The sequence below is a fragment of the Stenotrophomonas sp. 8(2023) genome, from assembly GCF_030345295.1.
GTDB lineage: Bacteria > Pseudomonadota > Gammaproteobacteria > Xanthomonadales > Xanthomonadaceae > Stenotrophomonas > Stenotrophomonas muris.
In genome coordinates this window covers 388316-407816 of record NZ_CP128404.1, presented here as the reverse complement: position 1 = coordinate 407816, position 19501 = coordinate 388316, and the positions used below count along the sequence as shown (strand labels likewise).

The 19501-nt window shown below is 67.0% G+C and carries 21 protein-coding genes; 8 read left to right on the top strand and 13 right to left on the bottom strand.

All coding sequences use genetic code 11. From position 1 onward, the window contains the following. Nucleotides 1–8 precede the first annotated feature (8 nt). The 3 genes from QP609_RS01875 to folB all read right to left on the bottom strand — a co-directional run bounded on the left by QP609_RS01875 (nucleotide 9) and on the right by folB (nucleotide 4028). Nucleotides 9–2183 (bottom strand): glycoside hydrolase family 3 N-terminal domain-containing protein, encoded by a 2175-nt coding sequence (locus tag QP609_RS01875; protein WP_014645707.1) that lies wholly within the window; start codon nucleotides 2181–2183, stop codon nucleotides 9–11. Nucleotides 2184–2311: 128 nt separating this feature from the next. Further along, nucleotides 2312–3583, bottom strand: a complete 1272-nt coding sequence (locus QP609_RS01870) for a mechanosensitive ion channel domain-containing protein (protein WP_046428231.1) — start codon at nucleotides 3581–3583, stop codon at nucleotides 2312–2314. A gap of 91 nt (nucleotides 3584–3674) precedes the next feature. Continuing rightward, entirely contained in the window at nucleotides 3675–4028 is a 354-nt protein-coding gene (gene folB / locus QP609_RS01865; RefSeq protein ID WP_005407807.1) for a dihydroneopterin aldolase, read from the bottom strand. A gap of 357 nt (nucleotides 4029–4385) precedes the next feature. Between folB and QP609_RS01860 the strand changes: the two genes are divergently transcribed. Next, nucleotides 4386–5051, top strand: a complete 666-nt coding sequence (locus QP609_RS01860) for a hypothetical protein (RefSeq protein ID WP_197621497.1) — start codon at nucleotides 4386–4388, stop codon at nucleotides 5049–5051. 33 nt (nucleotides 5052–5084) lie between these two features. Here QP609_RS01860 and tsaD read toward each other — a convergent pair whose 3' ends face one another. Beyond that, nucleotides 5085–6110: a tRNA (adenosine(37)-N6)-threonylcarbamoyltransferase complex transferase subunit TsaD gene (gene tsaD / locus QP609_RS01855; RefSeq protein WP_032957776.1), complete on the bottom strand. Its 1026-nt coding sequence runs from the start codon at nucleotides 6108–6110 to the stop codon at nucleotides 5085–5087. A 166-nt stretch (nucleotides 6111–6276) separates the two neighbouring features. Here tsaD and rpsU point away from each other — a divergent pair, with 166 nt between their 5' ends. The 6 genes from rpsU to QP609_RS01825 all read left to right on the top strand — a co-directional run bounded on the left by rpsU (nucleotide 6277) and on the right by QP609_RS01825 (nucleotide 11424). Continuing rightward, entirely contained in the window at nucleotides 6277–6492 is a 216-nt protein-coding gene (gene rpsU / locus QP609_RS01850) for a 30S ribosomal protein S21 (protein WP_002808376.1), read from the top strand. Between the two features lie 133 nt (nucleotides 6493–6625). Further along, the gene (locus QP609_RS01845) at nucleotides 6626–7069 is read left to right on the top strand and encodes a GatB/YqeY domain-containing protein (RefSeq protein WP_197621496.1); all 444 of its coding nucleotides are present in this window, start codon (nucleotides 6626–6628) and stop codon (nucleotides 7067–7069) included. 105 nt (nucleotides 7070–7174) lie between these two features. After that, nucleotides 7175–8095 (top strand): YihY/virulence factor BrkB family protein, encoded by a 921-nt coding sequence (locus QP609_RS01840; RefSeq protein ID WP_032957774.1) that lies wholly within the window; start codon nucleotides 7175–7177, stop codon nucleotides 8093–8095. A gap of 61 nt (nucleotides 8096–8156) precedes the next feature. Further along, complete coding sequence (dnaG, locus tag QP609_RS01835) at nucleotides 8157–9896, top strand: DNA primase (RefSeq protein ID WP_032957772.1); 1740 nt, start codon at nucleotides 8157–8159, stop codon at nucleotides 9894–9896. 27 nt (nucleotides 9897–9923) lie between these two features. Further along, on the top strand, nucleotides 9924–10424 hold the full coding sequence (locus tag QP609_RS01830) for a sulfur transferase domain-containing protein (protein ID WP_032957770.1): 501 nt from the start codon (nucleotides 9924–9926) through the stop codon (nucleotides 10422–10424). Nucleotides 10425–10452: 28 nt separating this feature from the next. Then, nucleotides 10453–11424 carry a bile acid:sodium symporter family protein gene (locus tag QP609_RS01825; protein ID WP_032957769.1) on the top strand — a complete coding sequence of 324 codons (972 nt, stop codon included), beginning with the start codon at nucleotides 10453–10455 and terminating at the stop codon, nucleotides 11422–11424. 58 nt (nucleotides 11425–11482) lie between these two features. Here QP609_RS01825 and QP609_RS01820 read toward each other — a convergent pair whose 3' ends face one another. From QP609_RS01820 to QP609_RS01800, 5 genes are all read right to left on the bottom strand, one after another. Then, nucleotides 11483–12292 carry a hypothetical protein gene (locus tag QP609_RS01820; RefSeq protein WP_053505033.1) on the bottom strand — a complete coding sequence of 270 codons (810 nt, stop codon included), beginning with the start codon at nucleotides 12290–12292 and terminating at the stop codon, nucleotides 11483–11485. A 136-nt stretch (nucleotides 12293–12428) separates the two neighbouring features. Next, a complete protein-coding gene (cyoE, locus tag QP609_RS01815) occupies nucleotides 12429–13322 on the bottom strand; it encodes a heme o synthase (RefSeq protein WP_111127774.1) in 894 nt (297 codons plus the stop codon). A gap of 4 nt (nucleotides 13323–13326) precedes the next feature. Beyond that, nucleotides 13327–14490: a COX15/CtaA family protein gene (locus tag QP609_RS01810; RefSeq protein ID WP_041863006.1), complete on the bottom strand. Its 1164-nt coding sequence runs from the start codon at nucleotides 14488–14490 to the stop codon at nucleotides 13327–13329. A gap of 10 nt (nucleotides 14491–14500) precedes the next feature. Beyond that, nucleotides 14501–15070 carry a hypothetical protein gene (locus QP609_RS01805; protein WP_046428212.1) on the bottom strand — a complete coding sequence of 190 codons (570 nt, stop codon included), beginning with the start codon at nucleotides 15068–15070 and terminating at the stop codon, nucleotides 14501–14503. 95 nt (nucleotides 15071–15165) lie between these two features. Next, nucleotides 15166–15882 carry an SURF1 family protein gene (locus QP609_RS01800; protein ID WP_014645694.1) on the bottom strand — a complete coding sequence of 239 codons (717 nt, stop codon included), beginning with the start codon at nucleotides 15880–15882 and terminating at the stop codon, nucleotides 15166–15168. A gap of 57 nt (nucleotides 15883–15939) precedes the next feature. Here QP609_RS01800 and QP609_RS01795 point away from each other — a divergent pair, with 57 nt between their 5' ends. Further along, entirely contained in the window at nucleotides 15940–16158 is a 219-nt protein-coding gene (locus QP609_RS01795) for a twin transmembrane helix small protein (RefSeq protein WP_005412025.1), read from the top strand. 20 nt (nucleotides 16159–16178) lie between these two features. Here the strand turns inward: QP609_RS01795 and QP609_RS01790 are convergent, their stop codons facing one another. From QP609_RS01790 to ctaD, 4 genes are read right to left on the bottom strand one after another with little or no spacing between them, the layout of a single operon-like run. Beyond that, nucleotides 16179–17054: a cytochrome c oxidase subunit 3 gene (locus tag QP609_RS01790; RefSeq protein WP_005407793.1), complete on the bottom strand. Its 876-nt coding sequence runs from the start codon at nucleotides 17052–17054 to the stop codon at nucleotides 16179–16181. A 13-nt stretch (nucleotides 17055–17067) separates the two neighbouring features. Continuing rightward, nucleotides 17068–17658: a cytochrome c oxidase assembly protein gene (locus tag QP609_RS01785; protein ID WP_014645692.1), complete on the bottom strand. Its 591-nt coding sequence runs from the start codon at nucleotides 17656–17658 to the stop codon at nucleotides 17068–17070. Continuing rightward, nucleotides 17655–17855, bottom strand: coding sequence for a hypothetical protein (locus tag QP609_RS01780; protein ID WP_049408388.1), 201 nt, complete (start codon nucleotides 17853–17855; stop codon nucleotides 17655–17657). The genes QP609_RS01785 and QP609_RS01780 overlap by 4 nt, the downstream gene beginning before the upstream one ends. 8 nt (nucleotides 17856–17863) lie before the next feature. Beyond that, nucleotides 17864–19471, bottom strand: coding sequence for a cytochrome c oxidase subunit I (gene ctaD, locus QP609_RS01775; protein ID WP_004153896.1), 1608 nt, complete (start codon nucleotides 19469–19471; stop codon nucleotides 17864–17866). Between the last annotated feature and the right edge of the window lie 30 nt (nucleotides 19472–19501).

The window sequence follows — 19501 nt, the reverse complement described above, 5'->3', positions numbered from 1 at the left end:
TTTTTCGATCAGGCCTTCAGCAGCTCGAACTGCACCGCTTCGCCGGCGGCCGACGAGGCACAGACCCACAGGTCGAACTGGCCCGGCTCGGCACGCAGCACGCCGTCGCGGCCGGTGAAGGCCAGTTGCTCGCGGGTCAAGGTGAACACCACTTCGGCTGACTCGCCCGGCTGCAGCGCCACCTTGCGGAAGTCCTTCAGTTCACGCACCGGACGCACGCGGCTGGCCACGCGATCGTGGATGTACAGCTGCACCACTTCCTCGCCCGCCACGCGGCCGGTGTTGGTCAGCACGGTGGTGATGGTCAGGGTGTCGTCCCAGCCGAGCTGTGCCGTGCTCAGCTGCGGCACGCCGTAGGCGAAGGTGGTGTAGCCGATGCCATGGCCGAACGGGTACAGCGGTTCATTGGGAATCTCGCGCCAGCGCGCCTTGAACTCCGACATGGTCGGCAGTTCCGGACGGCCGGTGCGCGGGTGGTTGTAGAAGTACGGCTGCTGGCCGGACACCTGCGGGAAGCTGACCGGCAGGCGGCCGGACGGGCTGTAGTCACCGAACAGTACATCGGCCACGGCATGGCCGGTCTGCGTGCCCAGGTACCAGGTCACCGCCACGGCCTGCGCATTGCGCACTGCGCCCTGCAATGCCAGCGCGCGGCCATTGCGCAGCAGCACCACCAGCGGCTTGCCGGTCATCGCCACGGCCTCGGCCAGCGCCTGCTGTGCCGGCGGCAGGGTGATCTCCACGCGCGACTGTGCTTCGCCGCTGTAGCGCTGCGGTTCGCCCAGCGCCAGCACCACCACGTCGGCACGCAGTGCGGCAGCCACAGCGGCTTCCGTGCCGCCCGGAATCGCGGCTTCCAGTTCGCAGCCCGGCACGATTTCCAGCAGCGCTTCGTCGCCGATGGCGGCACGCACACCGGTTTCCAGGTCCACGTAACGCTGCTTGTCGCCGAACAGCGTCCAGCAGCCTTCGATGTTCTCGCGGTCCTGCACGAACGGGCCGATCAGCGCGATCTTCTGCCCGGTCTTCTGCAGCGGCAGCACGTTGTCACGGTTGTTCAGCAGCACGATCGAACGCCGCGCGGCATCGCGCGACAGTTCGTCATGCGCGGCAATGTGCGAGGTATCCGCTTCGCGCGCCGGGTCCAGCGAACGGTACGGGTCGTCGAACAGGCCGATGGTCTCCTTCAGCCACAGGATGCGGCGCACGCCCTCATCCAGCACCGCCATCGGCACCTCGCCGCTCTCGACCAGGCCGGGCAGGTGCTCGGCATAGAAGCCGCTCTGCATGCTCAGGTCCAGGCCGGCGGTGAACGCCTTGGCCGTGGCATCGCGGTCATCGGCGGCATAGCCGTGCGCGACCAGTTCCATGTCGGCGGTATAGTCGGAGATCACCACGCCCGGGAACTTCCATTCGCCGCGCAGGATGTCGGTCAGCAGTTCGGCATTGGCACTGGCCGGCACGCCATTGATGTCATTGAACGAGGACATCACGGTGATCGCGCCGGCCTCGAAGGCGGCCTTGAACGGCGGCAGGTGCACGTCGCGCAGGGTCTGCGGCGAGATGTCCACCATGTTGTATTCCATGCCGGCCATCACCGCGCCGTAGGCGGCGAAGTGCTTGGGCGTGGCCAGCAGCGAATCGGCCGCACGCAGGTCGCTGCCCTGGAAGCCACGCACGCGGGCGGCGGCGAACGCACAGCCCAGCACCACATCCTCGCCGGCACCTTCGGCGCCACGGCCCCAGCGCTGGTCGCGGGCGATGTCCACGGCCGGCGCATAGGTCCAGTGCAGGCCCGCGGCGGTGGCTTCGATCGCAGTGGCGCGCGCGGTGCGCTCGGCCAGGTCCGGCTCGAAGCTGGCGGCCTCGCCCAGCGGAATCGGGAACACGGTGCGCATGCCGTGGATGACGTCGGCCGCCAGGATCACCGGGATGCCCAGGCGGCTCTCCTCGGTGGCGACCTGCTGGATGCGGCGGCCCAGTTCGGCGCCCACACCATTGAACAGCGAGCCGACCTTGCCCTCGCGCACCTGCTGCAGCACCTGGTCGGCATTGCGCACGTTGGCTTCCGGGTTCACGTCCGGGGCGAACGGGCGGACCATGTCCGCGAAGACACCCAGCTGGCCGACCTTTTCCTCGACGGTCATCTGGGCAATGAGGGATTCGATGCGATCGGAGGCCACCGGCAGTCCTTGATGAAAACGTTTACAAGCCCGGCATTCTAGCGATCCCGAGCCGTTTGGCGAGAGGTTTCTTCATTCAGTTTCAGCCACCAGCGGGGTCCGTATGGCCCCGCCGGGGGCACCGCAGCTTACTCCGAGCCGGCCAACTGGCGCTGCCCGGCCATCAACATGGCGTCACTGGAGGCCTGGAATACCCGCAGGCCGAAGGCCGGCAGGATCGCCAGCAGGTGGTCGAAGATGTCCGACTGCACCGCCTCATACTCGGCCCAGGCAGTACTGCGGGTGAAGCAGTAGAGCTCCAGCGGCAGGCCCTCGGTGGTCGGCTGCAGCTGCCGTACCAGCAGGGTCATGTCGGTATGGATGCCCGGGTGGCTGCGCAGGTAGCGCTCCACATAGGCCCGGAACGTACCCAGGTTGGTCACGCGGCGGCTGTTGACCTCGGCCACGCCCTGCTCGCGCAGGCGCCCGTTCCACTGCCCCAGTTCCTGTTCCTTGTCGCGCAGGTAGTCGCGCAGCAGCGCGAACTCGCCGAGGAAGGCCAGGTCACCCTCGTCCAGGAAGCCGACGCTGTGCTGGTCCAGGTACAGCGCGCGCTTGATCCGGCGCCCGCCGGCCTCCTGCATGCCGCGCCAGTTCTTGAACGACTCGGTCACCAGCTTCTTGGTGGGGATGGTGGTGATGGTCTTGTCGAAGTTCTGCACGGTGATGGTGTGCAGCGCGATGTCGATGACGTCGCCGTCGGCGTTCTGGCTGGGCATCTCGATCCAGTCGCCGATGCGCACGCGGCCATCGCCACTGATCTGCACGCTGGCCACCAGCGACAGGATGGTGTCCTGGAAGATCAGCATCAGCACCGCCGTGGCCGCGCCCAGGCCGGTGACCAGATAGCGCAGGTCGACGCCCGCCAGGGTAGCGACGATCGACAGGCCGGCGATCACGAAGAGGACGATCTTGGCGACCTGCAGGTAGCCCTTGATCGGCTTGTTGCGTGCCTCGGGGCGGCGCTCGTACAGATCGTTGGCCGCATCCAGCGCATGCGAGATGGCCAGCACCACGGTCAGGATCGCCCACGCCTGGCAGGCGCCGATGATGAAGCTGACCAGGCCCGGCGGCAGGTCCGGCACGATGCGGATGCCCGAGGCGATCACCTGGCTGGGCACCACGTTCGACAGGCGCGAGATCACCCGCATCAGGTGGCTGCCGCGGCCGGTATCAGCGCCCGGAAGGCGGCTCAGCAGCCGCCGCAGCCCGCGCAGCAGGATGCGCTTGGTCACCCAGTTGGCCAGGCCAGCGGCGATCAGCAGCGCCGAGATCATCAACGCCAGGTAGGCGCCGGGATAGGGTTCCAGTGTGTTCTGCAGCCGTTCCAGCCACTGTACCGCCACCACCGCGTCCACCATCGGTTGTCTCCTGTCTGTTTCGTTGTTGCCAAGGTTGCCGGCCAGCGGCCGGCACGACCGGGGTTGTCGGCCAACGGCCGGCACGACCGGGTCAGTCCCGCGTGCGTTCGATGATCACGCCCACCGCGCGCGCGCCGCGCACTGCGCCCGGCTTGCTCAACTTCAGGCGCAGCCACTTCACGTCGAATTCGTCCAGCACGATCTGCGCGCAGCGCTCGGCCAGGGTCTCGACCAGGCCGAACTCCGACTCGCGCACGAACTGTTCCAGGCGCTTGCTCACCGCCTTGTAGTTCAGGGTGTGGGCGATGTCATCGGTGGCTGCAGGGCGACGGTTGTCGAAACCCATTTCCAGGTCGAACACCAGGTCCTGGCGGATCCGTCGTTCCCAATCGTAGATACCGATCAGGGCGTCGATCGTCAGCCCTTCGATGAAAACCTTGTCCATTGCGCTTACCGGCACGAATACAGGCGGCCATGGTAACGGCACGGCGGTGAGCCTGCCCGGAACGGGCGGTGGGCCACCGGCGTGGGGTGGCCCGGAAAAAACAAAGGGCCCTGCTAGCGGGGCCCTTTGGTACTACCGTTTGTCCCCGGGGGGAGCTGAAATCCAGCCGCGAGTCCCGGTGGCGCAGGCACGCAGATTAGGCAAGGACCAGATCGCCGGTCAAGGCCAAATCCGACAGGACAGGTCAGGTATTCGTCCGAGGCAAAACGCAGAAAATAAGCCGCGCGGACAAGGACGTTCCCTGATGGTCGCCGCCGCCCACTCTCGCGAACATCGATTCCTCCTTCACCACCGCACATGACGATGGCTCCATACGATGTACTGCGGCGCGCGTTGTCAGCGGAGCGTCTGTCTACTTACGAGAGAATCGCATCGACCTGCAGCCCCGACGTCACAGCCGAATCCCTGTACCTGTGGAACATGCGGATGTGCAGTGCACTGATGATGCCGGTCCATCTGTGCGAAGTGGTCACCCGCAACGCCGCTGCAGCTGTGCTCGCCAGGCAGCATGGCCCGCGTTGGCCTTGGAATAATGCCTTCCGACGGAGGCTGCCAACCTCATCCAGTACTTCTCCGCGCACGGTACTGGAACAACTTGCCAGCCGCGTATCCGATACACCCGGGATCGTCGCCAACCTGCCGATGGTGTTCTGGCAGCAGCTCTTTACCTGTCGCTTCGACTCCACGCTTTGGATACCCGCACTCAGCAGGGTTCTGCAGCATGCTCCCTCCGCTCATCCCAGTGCCGTCAGGAAAGCCGTCCATGCGGATATCGGACGCATCCGCCACCTGCGCAACCGCATCGCCCCCCACGAGCCGGTCCTGGAACGTGACATCGGCGCCGACCTGGCCGCGATCGGGCGGCTGATCCATGCCCGCTGCCCACACACGCTGGGCTGGCTGCAGCGCCATGAGCGGGCGACAACCGTGCTGGCGGCGTCGCCGTTGGCAGTGCATCGGTGATGCGTCCGCCGGGCATGGCCCGGCGCCACCGGCTCAGACCGCCGGCAGGGTCGCCATGTCCCAGCGCGGTGTCACATCCACCTTCGGCGGGCTGTGCTGGCCGGCCTGCAGGCGCAGCGCGCCGGCGAAGGCGATCATCGCCCCGTTGTCGGTGCACAGTGCCGGCCGCGGGAAGCAGGCACGGCCGCCGAGGCGCTCGGCCATCTGCTGCAGGCGGGCGCGCAGGCGCGTGTTGGCGCCGACGCCGCCGGCCACCACGATCACGTTGGTCCCGGCCGCTTCCAGTGCGCGCTCGCACTTGATCGACAGGGTCTCGACCACCGCGTCCTCAAAGCCCCGGGCGATGTCGGCGCGGGTCTGCTCGCTCTGGTCACTGTCGCGCCAGGCCATCAGGACCTGGGTCTTCAGGCCGGAGAAGCTGAAATCCAGCCCAGGGCGGTCGGTCATCGGCCGCGCGAAGCGGTACGCGCCCGGCGTGCCCTGCTCGGCCAGCCTGGCCAGCTGCGGGCCGCCCGGGTACGGCAGGCCCATCAGCTTGGCGGTCTTGTCGAAGGCTTCGCCGGCCGCGTCGTCCAGGGTCTCGCCCAGCAGGCGGTACTGGCCGATCGCGTCCACCGCCACCAGCTGGGTGTGGCCACCGGACACCAGCAGCGCCACGAACGGCGCTTCCGGCGGGTCGTCTTCCATCAGCGGGGCCAGCAGGTGGCCTTCCATATGGTGTACGCCCACGGCCGGCACCTCCAGCGCCCAGGCCAGCGAACGCGCCACGCCAGCGCCCACCAGCAGCGCGCCGACCAGGCCGGGACCGGCGGTGTAGGCCACGCCATCGATATCGCCCACGCCCAGGCCGGCGTCGGCCAGGGTCTGGCGTACCAGTGGCAGCAGCTTGCGGACATGGTCGCGGCTGGCCAGCTCGGGCACCACACCACCGTATTCGGCGTGCAGGGCGATCTGGCTGTAGACCGCATGGGCGCGCAGGGCCGCGCTGCCGGCCAGGTCGGTGTCATACACCGCCACGCCGGTCTCATCACAGGAAGATTCGATGCCAAGGACTCGCATGCCTGCTATTATGACGCCCCTGCCGCCCCCTCGGGGGACGTGCAGATCTCACTGCTTTCGAACCCCCGGCCCGTATTCAGGGTTGGCCGCTTGCAGTTTGTCGTTTCGCCGCTATAATGTGCGGCTCGCCGGGCGTGACCCGGTTCTACTGTGTCCCGGAGATTCCATGCCCAGCGTCAAAGTCCGCGAGAACGAGCCCTTCGAGTTTGCTCTTCGCCGCTTCAAGCGCACTTGCGAAAAGGCCGGTGTGCTGGCCGAAACCCGCAAGCGCGAGTTCTACGAAAAGCCGACCCAGGAGCGCAAGCGCAAGGCCGCCGCTGCTGTGAAGCGTCAGCTGCGCCGCTCGTCGCGCGACGTCACCAAGCGTCAGCGCCTGTACTGATCGGACGCATCTTCATTGCGGCGGGCCTGCCTGTCGCGATGGAGCCGAAGCCGGCACGCGCGAGCGTCGCCGGCTTTTTGCGTTTCCGGGTTCGGGCATCCGCCCCGCCCCACCTACCACCACGAGGTTCCTCATGAGCATGAAGCAGCAGCTCACCGAAGACATGAAGGCCGCCATGAAGGCGGGCGAGAAGCACAAGCTGGGCGTGATCCGCCTGATCAACGCTGCCATCAAGCAGCGCGAAGTCGACGAGCGCATCGAGCTGGACGACACCGCCGTGATCGCCGTGCTCGACAAGATGGTCAAGCAGCGCAAGGACTCGGTCAGCCAGTACGAAGCCGCCAACCGCGAAGACCTGGCCGAGATCGAGCGCGCCGAGATCGTGGTCATCGAAGCCTACCTGCCGGCCAAGATGGGCGAGGCCGAGATCGTGGCCGCCATCCAGGCCGCCATCGCCGAGACCGGTGCCGCCGGCCCGGCCGACATGGGCAAGCTGATGGGCGCGCTGAAGCCCAAGCTCGCCGGCCAGGCCGACATGAGCCTGGTCTCCAAGCTGGTCAAGCAGCTGCTGGCGTAATCCAGCACCTGGGGTCGGATCCCTTCCGCAGCGCGGAAGGGCTCTGACCCCATTGATGCACCCGCTTCACCGCACCTTCGTCGGTCGCCTGCTACAACCGCACACATGGTTGAACCCGAGCCCAACGTTCCCGTGTCCCTGCACAAGTACCTCAAGCGCCTGCAGGACAGCTTTCCGATGGCGGTGGCCAAGCGCTTCATCGACGTCGACGTGCTGACCCAGGCAGCTTCCGTCTCCTTCTACGCCCTGCTGTCGATGGCACCGTTGCTGGTGCTGCTGCTGTGGCTGACCGCCTCGCTGTACCCACCGGCCCAGCAGGCGCTGATCGACCAGATCAGCTCGGTGGCCGGCAGCAGCGCGGCTACCGTGGCCGAAACCGTTCTGAAGAACGCCGACAACCAGCCGGATGTCGGCTCGCTGGCGGGTGTGTGGAGCACGCTGCTGCTGTTCGTCGGCGCCACCGCCGTGTTCGCCCAGCTGCAGAACGCACTGAACCTGATCTTCCGCACCAGCGGCGAGCGCCTGGAAGGCCTCAAGGCCTGGCTGCGCAAGCGCGTGTTCTCGTTCGGCGTGGTGCTGGCCCTGGGCTTCCTGCTGATCCTGTCGATGACGGCCACCACGGTACTGCAGGTGGCCTTCGCCCAGCTGCCCTCGATCCTGCCCGCGCTGGGGTATGTCACGAGCCTGCTGCTTTACGCAGTCGGCTTCGCCTTCATGTACCACTACCTGCCCGACCGCCGCGTGGCCTGGCGCCAGGCCTTCATCGGCGGCGTCATCACCTCGGCACTGTTCGCACTGGGCCGCTACGGCATCGGCGTCTACATCGCCACCGTGGCCCCCGGCAGTGCCTACGGCTCGATGGGTGCGCTGGTGATCTCGCTGGTCTGGATCTACTACGCCACCGTCGTGTTCTTCGTTGGCGCACTGATGACGGCGGTGATCGATGAGCGCCTGCGCGCGCGTCATCACCTGGCCGCAGCCGGCATTGATCCGGCAACCGCCAGCCAGGTGCCCGACAGGGGGTAAACTAGGCCGACCGCCCCCGGTTCCGTCGCGTGGTCCTGCACCGCGCCCTGCCCTGTTGCCCATGGCCCGTATCCCCGACGCTTTCATCGACGACCTGCTCGCCCGCACCGACATCGTCGAGGTGGTGGGCAGCCGCGTGCCGTTGAAGCGCCAGGGCAAGGAGTACGCCGCCCGCTGCCCGTTCCATGACGAGCGCTCGGCGTCGTTCACGGTCTCGCCCACCAAGCAGTTCTATCACTGCTTCGGCTGTGGCGCGCACGGCACCGCGATCAGCTTCCTGATGAACTACGACCGCCTCGAGTTCCTCGACGCGGTGGATGAACTGGCCAAGCGCGCCGGCATGGAAGTGCCGCGCAACGAGAATCCGCGCAGCCCGCAGCAGCAGGACGACAGCCGCGAGCTGTACTCGGCGCTGGACGCGGCGACCAAGTTCTTCCAGAAGAACCTGGAGGGCAGCGAGAAGGCCCGCAGCTACCTGGATGGCCGTGGCGTGGACGAAGAGAACCGCGCGCGCTTCCAGATCGGCTACGCGCCGGATGGTTACAGCGGCCTGCGCGACGCGCTGGGCAAGGACGAGCGGCGCATGAAGCTGCTCGACCGCGCCGGCCTGTTCTCCAAGAACGACCGCGGCCACGTCTACGACAAGTTCCGCGACCGGGTGATGTTCCCGATCTTCGACCGCCGTGGCCGGGTGATCGCCTTCGGCGGCCGCGTGTTCGAGAAGGACGACGGCCCCAAGTACCTCAACTCGCCCGAGACCGCGCTGTTCCACAAGGGCCGCGAACTGTACGGCCTGTGGCAGGTGCGCCAGGCCAACCAGAAGATCGAGCGGCTGATCGTGGTCGAGGGCTACATGGACGTGGTCTCGCTGTTCCAGTTCGGCGTCACCCAGGCGGTGGCAACGCTGGGTACCGCGACCACGCCGGACCATGCCGAGCTGCTGTTCCGCAACGCACCGGACGTGTTCTTCTGCTTCGACGGCGACGCCGCCGGCCGCCGCGCCGGCTGGAAGGCGCTGGAGTCGGTGCTGCCGCGCATGAAGGATGGCCGCCAGGCCTTCTTCCTGTTCCTGCCCGATGGCGAAGACCCGGACACCATCGTGCGCAAGGAAGGCGCCGAAGCGTTCAACGAGCGCCTGAAGCAGGCTACGCCGCTGTCGCAGTTCTTCTTCGACGAACTGACCCGCGAGATCAACCTGGGCACGCTCGATGGCAAGGCACGCCTGGCCGAACGCGCCAAGCCGATGCTGGCGCAGATTCCCGACGGCGCCTTTGGCGACCTGATGAAGCAGCAGCTGGCGCAGCTGACCGGCCTGGGCGGTACTGCCCAAGCCACGCGCGCGCCGATGCCGCAACGCCAGCCGCAGCGGACGATCCAGCCCGTGGCCAAGCGCAGCCTGGTGCGCGGCGCGATCGCCGTACTGCTGCAGCAGCCGTCGCTGGCGCTGACGCTGGGCGGCAAGCACCACTTCCAGGGCCTGCGCCTGCCCGGCGTGGAACTGCTGCTGGAGCTGCTGGGGCTGGTCGAACAGCGCCCGGACATCAGTACCGGCGCCCTGCTGGAACACTTCGATGGGCGCGAGGAACAGGCCTCGCTGCATACCCTGGCCGCACAGACGCTGCCCGGCACCGAGGCCAGCTGGACCCAGGAACTGCACGACGCAGTGGCACAGCTGGAGAAACAGCTGCTGGTGCAACGTCTGGAGGAGTTGTTGGCAAAGCAGCGCCAGCAGGGCCTGGACGATACTGACAAGTACGAACTGCGCGAGCTGCTGAAGGCGCGCGCCGGACTGCGCCTGTAGCGGCAGAACGTTTTCACGGAGAAGACCATGCTGCTGCGCCTGACCTGCCTGCTGTTGTTGTCGCTCTGCCTGTCACTGACGGCCCTGGCCGAAGACGCGCCCCTCAACGAAGTCCGCCCCGGCCTGTATGCCGGCGGCCAGCCCAGCGCCGCACAGCTGCAGGCCTTGGCTGCACAGGGCGTGCGCACTGTGATCGACCTGCGCCAGCCCGGCGAGGACCGGGGCTTCGATGAAACCCGCGTCGCCGAATCATTGGGCCTGCGCTACGTGCGCATTCCGGTGGCCGGCGCCGATGGCCTGGATACGGCCAACGTGCGTGCCGTGCACCTGGCCCTGCAGCAGAGCCAGGGGCCGGTGCTGCTGCACTGTGCGTCCGGCAACCGCGCCGGCGCCGTGCTCGGCCTGGTCAATGCACGGTACGAACATGCCAGCCCCGAACAGGCCCTTCAGCTGGGCCAGCGTGCTGGCCTGAAGTCGCTGGAAGCCGCCACCCGCCAACGCCTGGCAACGCCGGTCACCTCGCCCTGAACCCTCCGCACCAAGGACACTGCCCACCATGACCCGCTGGTGGTCGCGCCTGCGACCGGACAACTTCACCCTCGCCCTGCTGTGCACCGTCGGCCTGGCCTCGCTGCTGCCGATGAAGGGCGCCGCCGCCATCGTCCTCGACGATGTCACCACCGTCGCCATCGCTGCACTGTTCTTCCTGCATGGCGCGCGCCTGCCGCGCGAGTCGATCATCGGCGGCATGCTGCACTGGCGGCTGCACCTGACCATCCTGGCCTGCACCTTCATCCTGTTCCCGCTGCTGGGGCTGATGTTCAAGCCACTGTCGGGCTGGCTGCTGACCCCGGAGCTGTACCTGGGCGTGCTGTTCCTGTGCACCCTGCCCTCCACCGTGCAGTCGTCCATCGCGTTCACTTCGATGGCGCATGGCAACGTGCCCGCAGCGGTGTGCAGCGCTTCGCTGTCGAGCATCCTCGGCGTGTTCCTGACCCCGCTGCTGCTGACCGCGCTGGCCGGCACCTCGGGCGGCATCCATGATCCGCTGCATGCGATCGGCGGCATCATGCTGCAGCTGCTGGTGCCGTTCGTGGCCGGCCACCTGCTGCGGCCGTGGATTGCCGGCTGGGTGGAACGCCAGCGCGCGCTGCTGCGCTACACCGACCAGGCCACCATCCTGCTGGTGGTGTACTCGGCGTTCGGCGAAGCGGTGACCGAAGGCCTGTGGAGCAAGACCCCGCTGCTGTCGCTGCTGGCTGTGGCCATCGTGGCCGCTGTGCTGCTGGGCATCGCCATGCCGCTGATCACCTTCATCGCCCGTCGCCTGCGCTTCAACCGCGAGGACGAGATCGCCATCGTGTTCTGCGGCTCGAAGAAGAGCCTGGCCACCGGCGTGCCGATCGCCAAGGTGCTGTTCGCCGGCGGCAGCCTGGGCGCCATCGTGCTGCCGGTGATGATCTACCACCAGATCCAGCTGATCGTCTGCGGTGTGATCGCGCAGCGGTATGCGCGGCGCAAGCCCTGACCCGGAACTCCATCCACGCGTGGCGTGGATCTACAGCAGATCCACGCCATGCGTGGATTCACGGCTCCACCAGCGTGCCCACGCTCAGCTGCGGCATCCACACCCACAGGTCGTACTCGCGGCCGGCGTGGGTGTTGACCTCCGGCGCACGCGCGGGCCGTTCGAGCAGCGCCAGCGCCTTGCAGCGGTCCATGCATCCCCAGAAGTGGCCGCGCAACGCTTCCAGCCGCACGCTGTAGATATCTAGGTCGCGCAGTACCGATGCCATCGGCTGGGTCTGCATTTCCGGCGGAGCATCGGCGGGGCGCTGCAGCATGGCGTGGACATTGCCGGTCAGCACAACCATCCGTGCACCATCGGGCAGGCGCTGGTACAGGCGCCGTAGTTCGGCGGCCATGCGGTCATCGCGGGCCTGGCTGCCGCCGTCACTGTGATTGACGTCGTAGCCAACCACCTCGATCGCGCGGCCCTGCGCCTTCAGCGCGCGCAGGCCTTCGATCATCGCCAGCATGTCGCGGCTGCGGCGACCATCGTGCTGGTCGTCGCGTACGGTCCAGAACGCGCGGCCGTGCAGGTGCTGGCGCGCCGCGGCCCCGCCATCGGATTCCAGATAGTCGCGCAGCACAGGATTCTCGGCACGTGGCAGTTCCAGCGCCAGCAGGACCGGCGCGCCATTGCGGCTGTAGTCGTCCACCAGCTGCCGCACCAGCAGTGGCGTCTCGCGTGTGCCGTGGAATTCGCCCAGCACCAGCATGCGATGGCCAGCGGCGTATTGGCGGATCTGCGCGGTAGTGTCGTCGGCATGCGCGGTCACGGCCATGCCCAGCGCCAGCATCAGCGCGGTGGTCCAACGGAAGAACGAATGCATCCCTGCTGCTTCCTTTCCCTGGGGTCAGGAACAGCAATGGCGACGCCGAGACGGCGGTTCAAGGTGATCCACGTCATGCGAGGATGTCCGCGCGATCAGGTGGGGTCAGAGCCCCTTCGGGGATCCGACCCCGAGGTCACAGCCAGGGCAGGATCCAGTGGTCCACCAGCAGGAAGGCGAACAGCGCCATCAGGTACACGATGGAGTAATAGAACATCTTCATCGAGAACAGCTCGTCCGGCGGGTTCAGCATGCGCCAGGCGTACCAGAGGAACACGGCGTTGAGCACGATCGCGCCGCCCAGGTAGAACGCACCACTCATGCCCACCAGGTACGGCAGCAGGCAGACCAGCGCCAGCACCACCGAATACACCATGATCTGCTTGCGGGTGTGCGCCACGCCGTGTGTCACCGGCAGCATCGGGATCTCCGCCTTGGCGTAATCCTCGCGGCGGAAGATCGCCAGCGCCCAGAAGTGCGGCGGAGTCCAGATGAAGATGATCAGCACCAGCAGCGACGAGTACGCCCAGTCCGACGAACCCTGCATGCCGGTCACTGCGGCCCAGCCCAGCATCGGCGGCATCGCGCCGGCCAGGCCACCGATGACGATGTTCTGCGAGGTCGCACGCTTGAGGTACACGGTGTAGATCACCGCGTAGCCGATCAGCGAGGCGAAGGTCAGCACTGCGGTGATCAGGTTCACCCACAGCACCAGGATGGTCATCGACAGCACGATCAGCACGCCGGCAAACACCAGCACCTGCCACGGCTTGACCTTGCCCACCACCAGCGGGCGCCACGAGGTGCGCGCCATCTGCGCATCGATGTGCGCGTCCAGCAGCTGGTTGATGGCGGCCGCGGCCGAGGCCGCCAGCCAGATGCCGAGGAAGCCGAGCAGGCCGGCGCGCACCTGCTCCCAGCTCGGCACGCCGGGGATGGCCAGGACCATGCCGACCAGGGCGGTGAAGACGATCAGGGCGACGACCTTGGGCTTGGTCAGGTCCCAGTACTGGCGGTAATTGGAAAACATGGAATCAGTCCGGGGCACGCAGGCGGGCCAGCAGGCTGACCAGTACGAACAACAGGGCAACGGCCACGCCGTTGTGGGCCACGGCCACTTCCAGCGGCAGCGCCAGCTTCACGTTGAGGATGCCGAGCGTGACCTGCAGCACCAGCAGCGCGATCAGCGCGCTGGCCCAGCCACGCATGCTCGGCAACCGGAACAGGCGCACGCCAAGCCACAGCAGGTAGACGGCCACCACCACCGCGAACAGGCGGTGCGCCATCTGGATGGCGATGCGCGAAGCGCCATCCAGCACACCGCCTTCGTAATCCACGCCGATGCCGCGCCACAGGGTGAAGCCTTCGACGAAGTTGTGCTGCGGCCACCACTGGTTGGCGCAGCGCGGGAAGTTGTCCAGTGAGGCGCTGCCACCGCCGCAGGCGAGTGCGGCGTAGTTGGCGCTGACCCAACCACCCAGCGCGATCTGGGTAACCAGCACTGCCACGCCGATGCGCATCAGCCACTTCAGCTTCGGCGCTTCGGCCAGGGTGATCGGCATGTGCGTCGCGCGCCAGGCCATCCACACCAGCAGGCCGAACATCAGCATGCCACCCAGCAGATGGCCCATCACCACGATGGGTTTGAGCAGCAGGGTCACCGTCCACATGCCCAGCAGGGCCTGGAAGATCACCACCGCCAAGGTCAGCAGCGCCGCACGTGCGAGATCGATGTTGCTCCAGCGCAGCGCGGCGATCAGCAGGATCGCCTCGCCGGTCAAGGCCAGGGCACTGGCGGTGCCGTGCCAGCCCATCATGTACAGCGGTATGCCGGCGGCCACCAGCACGCAGGCGGTCACCACCGCCGTGCTTCCGAATCGCCGCTTGCGCGTTGCCAGCAGCGCCAGGGTCAGGATCTCGATGCCCAGCGCGCCGGCCAGGAAGCGATGCACCTGTTCTCGCCAGGCCTTGTGGGTCTCCAGCGGGCGGATCTCCGCCGCCGGGTGGCCGATGGTCTCTTCCACGTGCTGCGGCCAGGTGGCCTGGCCATAGCAGGTCGGCCAGTCCGGGCAGCTCAGGCCGGCATCGGACAGGCGCACGAAGGCGCCGAACATGATCGTGCTCGCGGTCATGATCATGGCGAACCACGCCAGGCGGTGGAAATTGCGGTGCAGCGCCGGACGCGCGGAAAGGCTCATCAAACGGGACTCACTTCAGTTTCAGCAACGTGGCCATGTCCTTGCGCAGGCCGCCGAGGTCGGAACCCGGGGCATGGCGCATGATCACGAAGCCGTTCGGATCGATCACGTAGACCGGCAGTCCCGCCGGATCGTCGACGCCCGGCAACGCCGCGCGCAGGGCTGGCGACGGAGCCAGCGGCCGCAGCGCGGGCAGCGAGGCGATCGACGCCGGTGGCGTACCCAGCCACAGGATCTCGACATTATCGGCGTTATGGCCGAACAGCTGCCACACCTTGCCCAGTCCCTGCGACAAAGTGACGCACTGCGCGTCGCAGGCACCGGCCGGCGCCACCAGCAGGCGCCAGGTACGGGCCTCGGGGTTCCAGGGGTAGGACTGGCCGCTGGCCAGGGTCGGCGCCTGCTGGCGCAGGTCCACCGGCGGCTTCAGCAGCTGGCCGGCATTGCGGTGCCCGGTCGGCTGCCAGCCGGAGAAGCGCAGCACGGCGGCCAGTGCCATCGCCCCGAAGAACACGGCAAACAGCAGCACCAGGGTCCGGCGGCCGGAACCGCGCGCCTGCGGGGACGTAGCAGTGTTCATGCGGGGCATTTTCTCATGGTTGGGTAGGGGATGCCGGTAGTGCCGGCCGCTGGCCGGCATCCAGGATTGCGGGGGTTGCCGGCCAGCGGCCGGCACTACCGGGTAATCACGCGCCTCCGCCGCCGCTCCAGCACCACGGCCACCACCAGCACGGTCAGGGCCAGCCCGAACCACTGCACGGCGTAGCCCAGGTGGCGCTGAGGCGGCAGCGTGTTCGGCAGCAGGTCCAGATCGCGCTCGTCGCCAAAGGGTAGCGCCGGGTCCAGCCTCAGCACGCGGTCGGGTAGCGCCTGCAGCCCCAGCGCGCGCGCCAGCCCGTCGTCCGGCAACCGGCTGGCCAGCCAGCGCCCGGCCTCACCGGTAGCAGAGAACGCCGGGCCCAGTAGCAGTCCCGCCGATGGTGGCGGCGCGAGCAGCCCGCGCACGGCCACCGGCGAAGGCGGCGACGGCACCTCCGGAAGCGTGCGATCCGGCGGCAGCGCACGCCAACCGAGGTCGACCAGCAGCACGCTGCCGTCGTCACTGCGGAAGGGGCGATAGATCTTCACCCCGGCGCGGCCATGCCGGATCTGGTTGTCCAGCAGTACCACGCCGGGCAGGAAGCGACCGTGGTCGGCCACGCCGTGCAACGCGCCGGGCGCCGCCAGGGCCTCCGACAGCGGCAACGCCTGTGCCACGGCTGGACCCTGTGCATCCAACATTGCCTGTTTGGCATGCATGCGCTGCAGCTGCCACAGCCCCAATGCGGTGAATCCGGCCATCGCCAGCACGGCCAGCAACCATCCGAACACGCGCGTGTGCTGGCGCATCATGACAAGTCCGCGCAAACGCGGTCAGATAGGCACATCCACCCTGCCCTCGAGCCGCGCATGAGTGATTCGCTGAAGACCCTGCTGGTAATCGCGTTTCTGATCGTCATCGTCTGGAATCTGGGCGCCGGCCTGTACTACCTGCTGGTCGACCGCGGCCAGACCAAGCGCACGGTCAATGCACTGACGCGCCGCATCGCGGTGTCGGTAGCGTTGATCCTGCTGGTGATCGTGAGCATCTACATGGGCTGGATCAAACCACACGGCATCGGCGGCTGAGACCACCGATGCGCGCCTGATCAAAGCACGTAGACGAACAGGAACAGCATCAGCCACACCACGTCGACGAAGTGCCAGTACCACGCGGCGGCTTCGAAACCGAAATGGTTGTCGCGGGTGAAGTGTCCCTTGGCCGAACGCAGCCACATCACGATCAGCATGATCGTGCCCAGCAGCACGTGCGCGCCGTGGAAGCCGGTCAGCATGAAGAACGTCGACCCGTAGATGCCGGAGCCGAGCGTCAGGTTCAGTTCCTTGTAGGCATGGATGTACTCCTCTGCCTGCAGGGTCAGGAAGCCCAGGCCGAGCACCACGGTCAGGCCCAGCCAGATCAGCAGCTGGCGGCGGTTGCCGGCCTTCAGTGCGTGGTGGGCGATGGTCAGGGTCACGCCGGAGGTCAACAGGATCAGCGTATTGATCAGTGGCAGGCCCCAGGCCGGGATGGTCTGGAACGCGCCACCGATCGCCGCCGGGCCATTGGTCGGCCATCCGGCGGAATAGCCCTGCCAGAGCAGCTCGTTGGTCATGACCCCACGGCCTTCGCCACTGAGCCACGACAGGCCCAGGTTGCGGGTGTAGAACAGCGCGCCGAAGAACGCGCCGAAGAACATCACCTCGGAGAAGATGAACCAGATCATCCCCATCCGGAATGATCCGTCGACCTGGTGGTTGTAGTTGCCGGCCTGCGATTCGCGCACCACGTCGCTGAACCACCAGAACAGGGTCAGCACCAGCATCGCGATGCCGATGTAGAACGTCCAGCGTCCCCAGCTGGCATCGTTGAGCCAGCTGGCCACGCCCACCATGGTCACCATCATGGCGATGGAACCCACGAACGGCCATTTGCTCTGGGCCGGGACGAAGTACACGTTGGCGTCGGTCGGTGTCTGGGCCATGTCGGTATCCGGGTCAGGGTGCGGCGTGCGCGCCGTCCGAGGTGGCGGCCGGAGCCAGCCGATCGGACAGCGCGTCGTTGCGGTAGAAGGTGTAGGACAAGGTGATCGTCCTGATCTCCGGCGGCAGGTCCGGATCGACGATGAAGCGCACCGGCATGTCGCGCTTCTCGCCGGCCTGCAGCGTCTGCGCGGTGAAACAGAAGCACTCGGTCTTGCTGAAGAAGCCCGACGCACGCGCCGGTGCCACCGAAGGCACCGCGCTGCCGACCACGGCGGCTGCGCTGTCGTTGCGGGCGAAGTACAGCGCCTCGTTGAGCTCGCCGGGCACCACGTCCATGGTCAGCTGCTCAGGATGGAACGACCACGGCAGTCGCGAATTGACGCCGCCATCGAACTCCACCCGCACGGTGCGCTTGCCGGCCGCGGCACCTGCGCTGGCTTCGCCACCGGGACCGCGTTCCAGGCGCACGCCGAACACCTTCTCGCAGGCGATGCGGTATAGCGGCACCAGTGAGAACGTCAGCAGGAACACCGCCACCGCCACGCCGATCAGGCGCGGCAGCCCGGCACTGCGTGACGGTGTGCTGGCCGGTGCCTCGCTCATCGGCCGATCACCCCGCTGAGGATGAAGCCGACGTAGACCAGCACAGCGATGGCGCCGACCCACATCGCCGTGCGCTTCGCACGCTGGCGCTGCTGCTCGATGCTTCCGCCCTGGTAGAGCCGACCGCTGGTCGGCTGCTTCTCATCCGCCGAGCATGGCTCGGCTCTACAGGTCTGCAGCGGGCTCTCGTTATGCATGCCCCACCTCAATGCGTGATGTCGTCATGCGCCAGATCCCCCGGGCGGATGGTCGGCGGGGTGGTGAAGGTGTGCGCCGGTGCCGGCGACGGCAGCGTCCATTCCAGGCCGCGTGCACCCTCCCAGGAACGCGCTTCGGCCTTCTCGCCGTTGCGCAGCGAGGACAGCAGGATCGCGGCCATCATGAACGGGGTGACGAACATGCCGAACGCACCGATCGAGCTGATCAGGTTCCAGTCGGCAAACGCCACGCTGTAATCGGGAATGCGGCGCGGCATGCCGGCCAGGCCGAGGAAGTGCTGCGGGAAGAACAGCAGGTTGACGAACACGATCGACCACCAGAAGTGCACCTTGGCCCACTTCTCGCTGTACATGCGCCCGGTCCACTTCGGCCACCAGTAGTACACCGCGGCGATCAGCGCGAACACCGCACCGGTCACCAGCACGTAGTGGAAGTGCGCGACCACGAAGTAGGTGTCGTGGTACTGGAAGTCGGCGGCCACGATGGCCAGCATCAGGCCGGAGAAGCCACCGATGGTGAACAGGATGACGAAGGCCACCGACCACAGCATCGGTGCCTCGAACGTCAGCGAGCCACGCCACATGGTGCTGACCCAGTTGAACACCTTCACGCCGGTCGGGATCGAGATCAGCATGGTGGCGAACATGAAATAGATCTCGCCGCCCAGCGGCATGCCCACGGTGAACATGTGGTGGGCCCAGACGATGAACGACAGGAACGCGATCGCCGCGGTGGCGTACACCATCGCCTGGTAGCCGAACAGCGGCTTGCGGCTGAAGGTCGGGATGATCTCGCTGACCACGCCGAAGGCGGGCAGGATCATGATGTAGACCTCGGGGTGCCCGAAGAACCAGAAGATGTGCTGGTACATCACCGGGTCACCGCCACCGGCGGCGTTGAAGAAGCTGGTGCCGAAGAACTTGTCGGTCAGCAGCATGGTCACCGCACCGGCCAGCACCGGCATCACCGCGATCAGCAGGAACGCGGTGATCAGCCAGGCCCAGCAGAAGATCGGCATTTTCAGCAGGTCGATGCCCGGCGCACGCATGTTCAGCACGGTGGCGATGATGTTGATCGCACCCATGATCGAACTGATGCCGGCCACATGGATAGCGAACACGCTGAAGGCCACGTTGTAGCCGCCCTGCAGCGACAGCGGCGGATACAGCGTCCAGCCACCAGCCGGCGCACCACCGGGCAGGAACAGGGTCAGCAGCAGCAGGCTGAAGGCCACCGGCAGCAACCAGAACGACCAGTTGTTCATGCGCGGCAGCGCCATGTCCGGCGCGCCGATCTGCAGCGGGATCATCCAGTTGGCGAGGCCGACGAAGGCCGGCATCACGCCACCGAAGATCATCACCAGCGCATGCACGGTGGTCATCTGGTTGAAGAACTCGGGCTTGACGAACTGCAGGCCGGGCTGTGCCAGCTCGGCGCGGATCACCACGCTCATCGCCGCACCGATGATGAACATGATGAAGCTGAAACCCAGGTACAGCGTGCCGATGTCCTTGTGGTTGGTCGAGAAGAACCAACGCTCGAAGAAACTCTGCTGGTGATGGTGATCGTCGTGCCCAACTGCCGAGTGCGCCATTGCAAAACACCTCTCAGAATCGGTTGTCAC

What these genes read in the sequence shown, in the direction of transcription:
- QP609_RS01840 (WP_032957774.1), top strand. Translation starts at nt 7,175, where the DNA reads ATGGTTGAACCCGAGCCCAACGTTCCCGTGTCCCTGCACAAGTACCTC.
- folB (WP_005407807.1), bottom strand. Translation starts at nt 4,028, where the DNA reads ATGGACAAGGTTTTCATCGAAGGGCTGACGATCGACGCCCTGATCGGT.
- QP609_RS01780 (WP_049408388.1), bottom strand. Translation starts at nt 17,855, where the DNA reads ATGCATAACGAGAGCCCGCTGCAGACCTGTAGAGCCGAGCCATGCTCG.
- QP609_RS01860 (WP_197621497.1), top strand. Translation starts at nt 4,386, where the DNA reads ATGACGATGGCTCCATACGATGTACTGCGGCGCGCGTTGTCAGCGGAG.
- QP609_RS01800 (WP_014645694.1), bottom strand. Translation starts at nt 15,882, where the DNA reads ATGATGCGCCAGCACACGCGCGTGTTCGGATGGTTGCTGGCCGTGCTG.
- cyoE (WP_111127774.1), bottom strand. Translation starts at nt 13,322, where the DNA reads ATGTTTTCCAATTACCGCCAGTACTGGGACCTGACCAAGCCCAAGGTC.
- QP609_RS01870 (WP_046428231.1), bottom strand. Translation starts at nt 3,583, where the DNA reads ATGGTGGACGCGGTGGTGGCGGTACAGTGGCTGGAACGGCTGCAGAAC.
- QP609_RS01820 (WP_053505033.1), bottom strand. Translation starts at nt 12,292, where the DNA reads ATGCATTCGTTCTTCCGTTGGACCACCGCGCTGATGCTGGCGCTGGGC.
- ctaD (WP_004153896.1), bottom strand. Translation starts at nt 19,471, where the DNA reads ATGGCGCACTCGGCAGTTGGGCACGACGATCACCATCACCAGCAGAGT.
- QP609_RS01830 (WP_032957770.1), top strand. Translation starts at nt 9,924, where the DNA reads ATGCTGCTGCGCCTGACCTGCCTGCTGTTGTTGTCGCTCTGCCTGTCA.
- tsaD (WP_032957776.1), bottom strand. Translation starts at nt 6,110, where the DNA reads ATGCGAGTCCTTGGCATCGAATCTTCCTGTGATGAGACCGGCGTGGCG.
- QP609_RS01805 (WP_046428212.1), bottom strand. Translation starts at nt 15,070, where the DNA reads ATGAACACTGCTACGTCCCCGCAGGCGCGCGGTTCCGGCCGCCGGACC.
- QP609_RS01785 (WP_014645692.1), bottom strand. Translation starts at nt 17,658, where the DNA reads ATGAGCGAGGCACCGGCCAGCACACCGTCACGCAGTGCCGGGCTGCCG.
- QP609_RS01845 (WP_197621496.1), top strand. Translation starts at nt 6,626, where the DNA reads ATGAGCATGAAGCAGCAGCTCACCGAAGACATGAAGGCCGCCATGAAG.
- rpsU (WP_002808376.1), top strand. Translation starts at nt 6,277, where the DNA reads ATGCCCAGCGTCAAAGTCCGCGAGAACGAGCCCTTCGAGTTTGCTCTT.
- QP609_RS01795 (WP_005412025.1), top strand. Translation starts at nt 15,940, where the DNA reads ATGAGTGATTCGCTGAAGACCCTGCTGGTAATCGCGTTTCTGATCGTC.
- QP609_RS01825 (WP_032957769.1), top strand. Translation starts at nt 10,453, where the DNA reads ATGACCCGCTGGTGGTCGCGCCTGCGACCGGACAACTTCACCCTCGCC.
- dnaG (WP_032957772.1), top strand. Translation starts at nt 8,157, where the DNA reads ATGGCCCGTATCCCCGACGCTTTCATCGACGACCTGCTCGCCCGCACC.
- QP609_RS01810 (WP_041863006.1), bottom strand. Translation starts at nt 14,490, where the DNA reads ATGAGCCTTTCCGCGCGTCCGGCGCTGCACCGCAATTTCCACCGCCTG.
- QP609_RS01790 (WP_005407793.1), bottom strand. Translation starts at nt 17,054, where the DNA reads ATGGCCCAGACACCGACCGACGCCAACGTGTACTTCGTCCCGGCCCAG.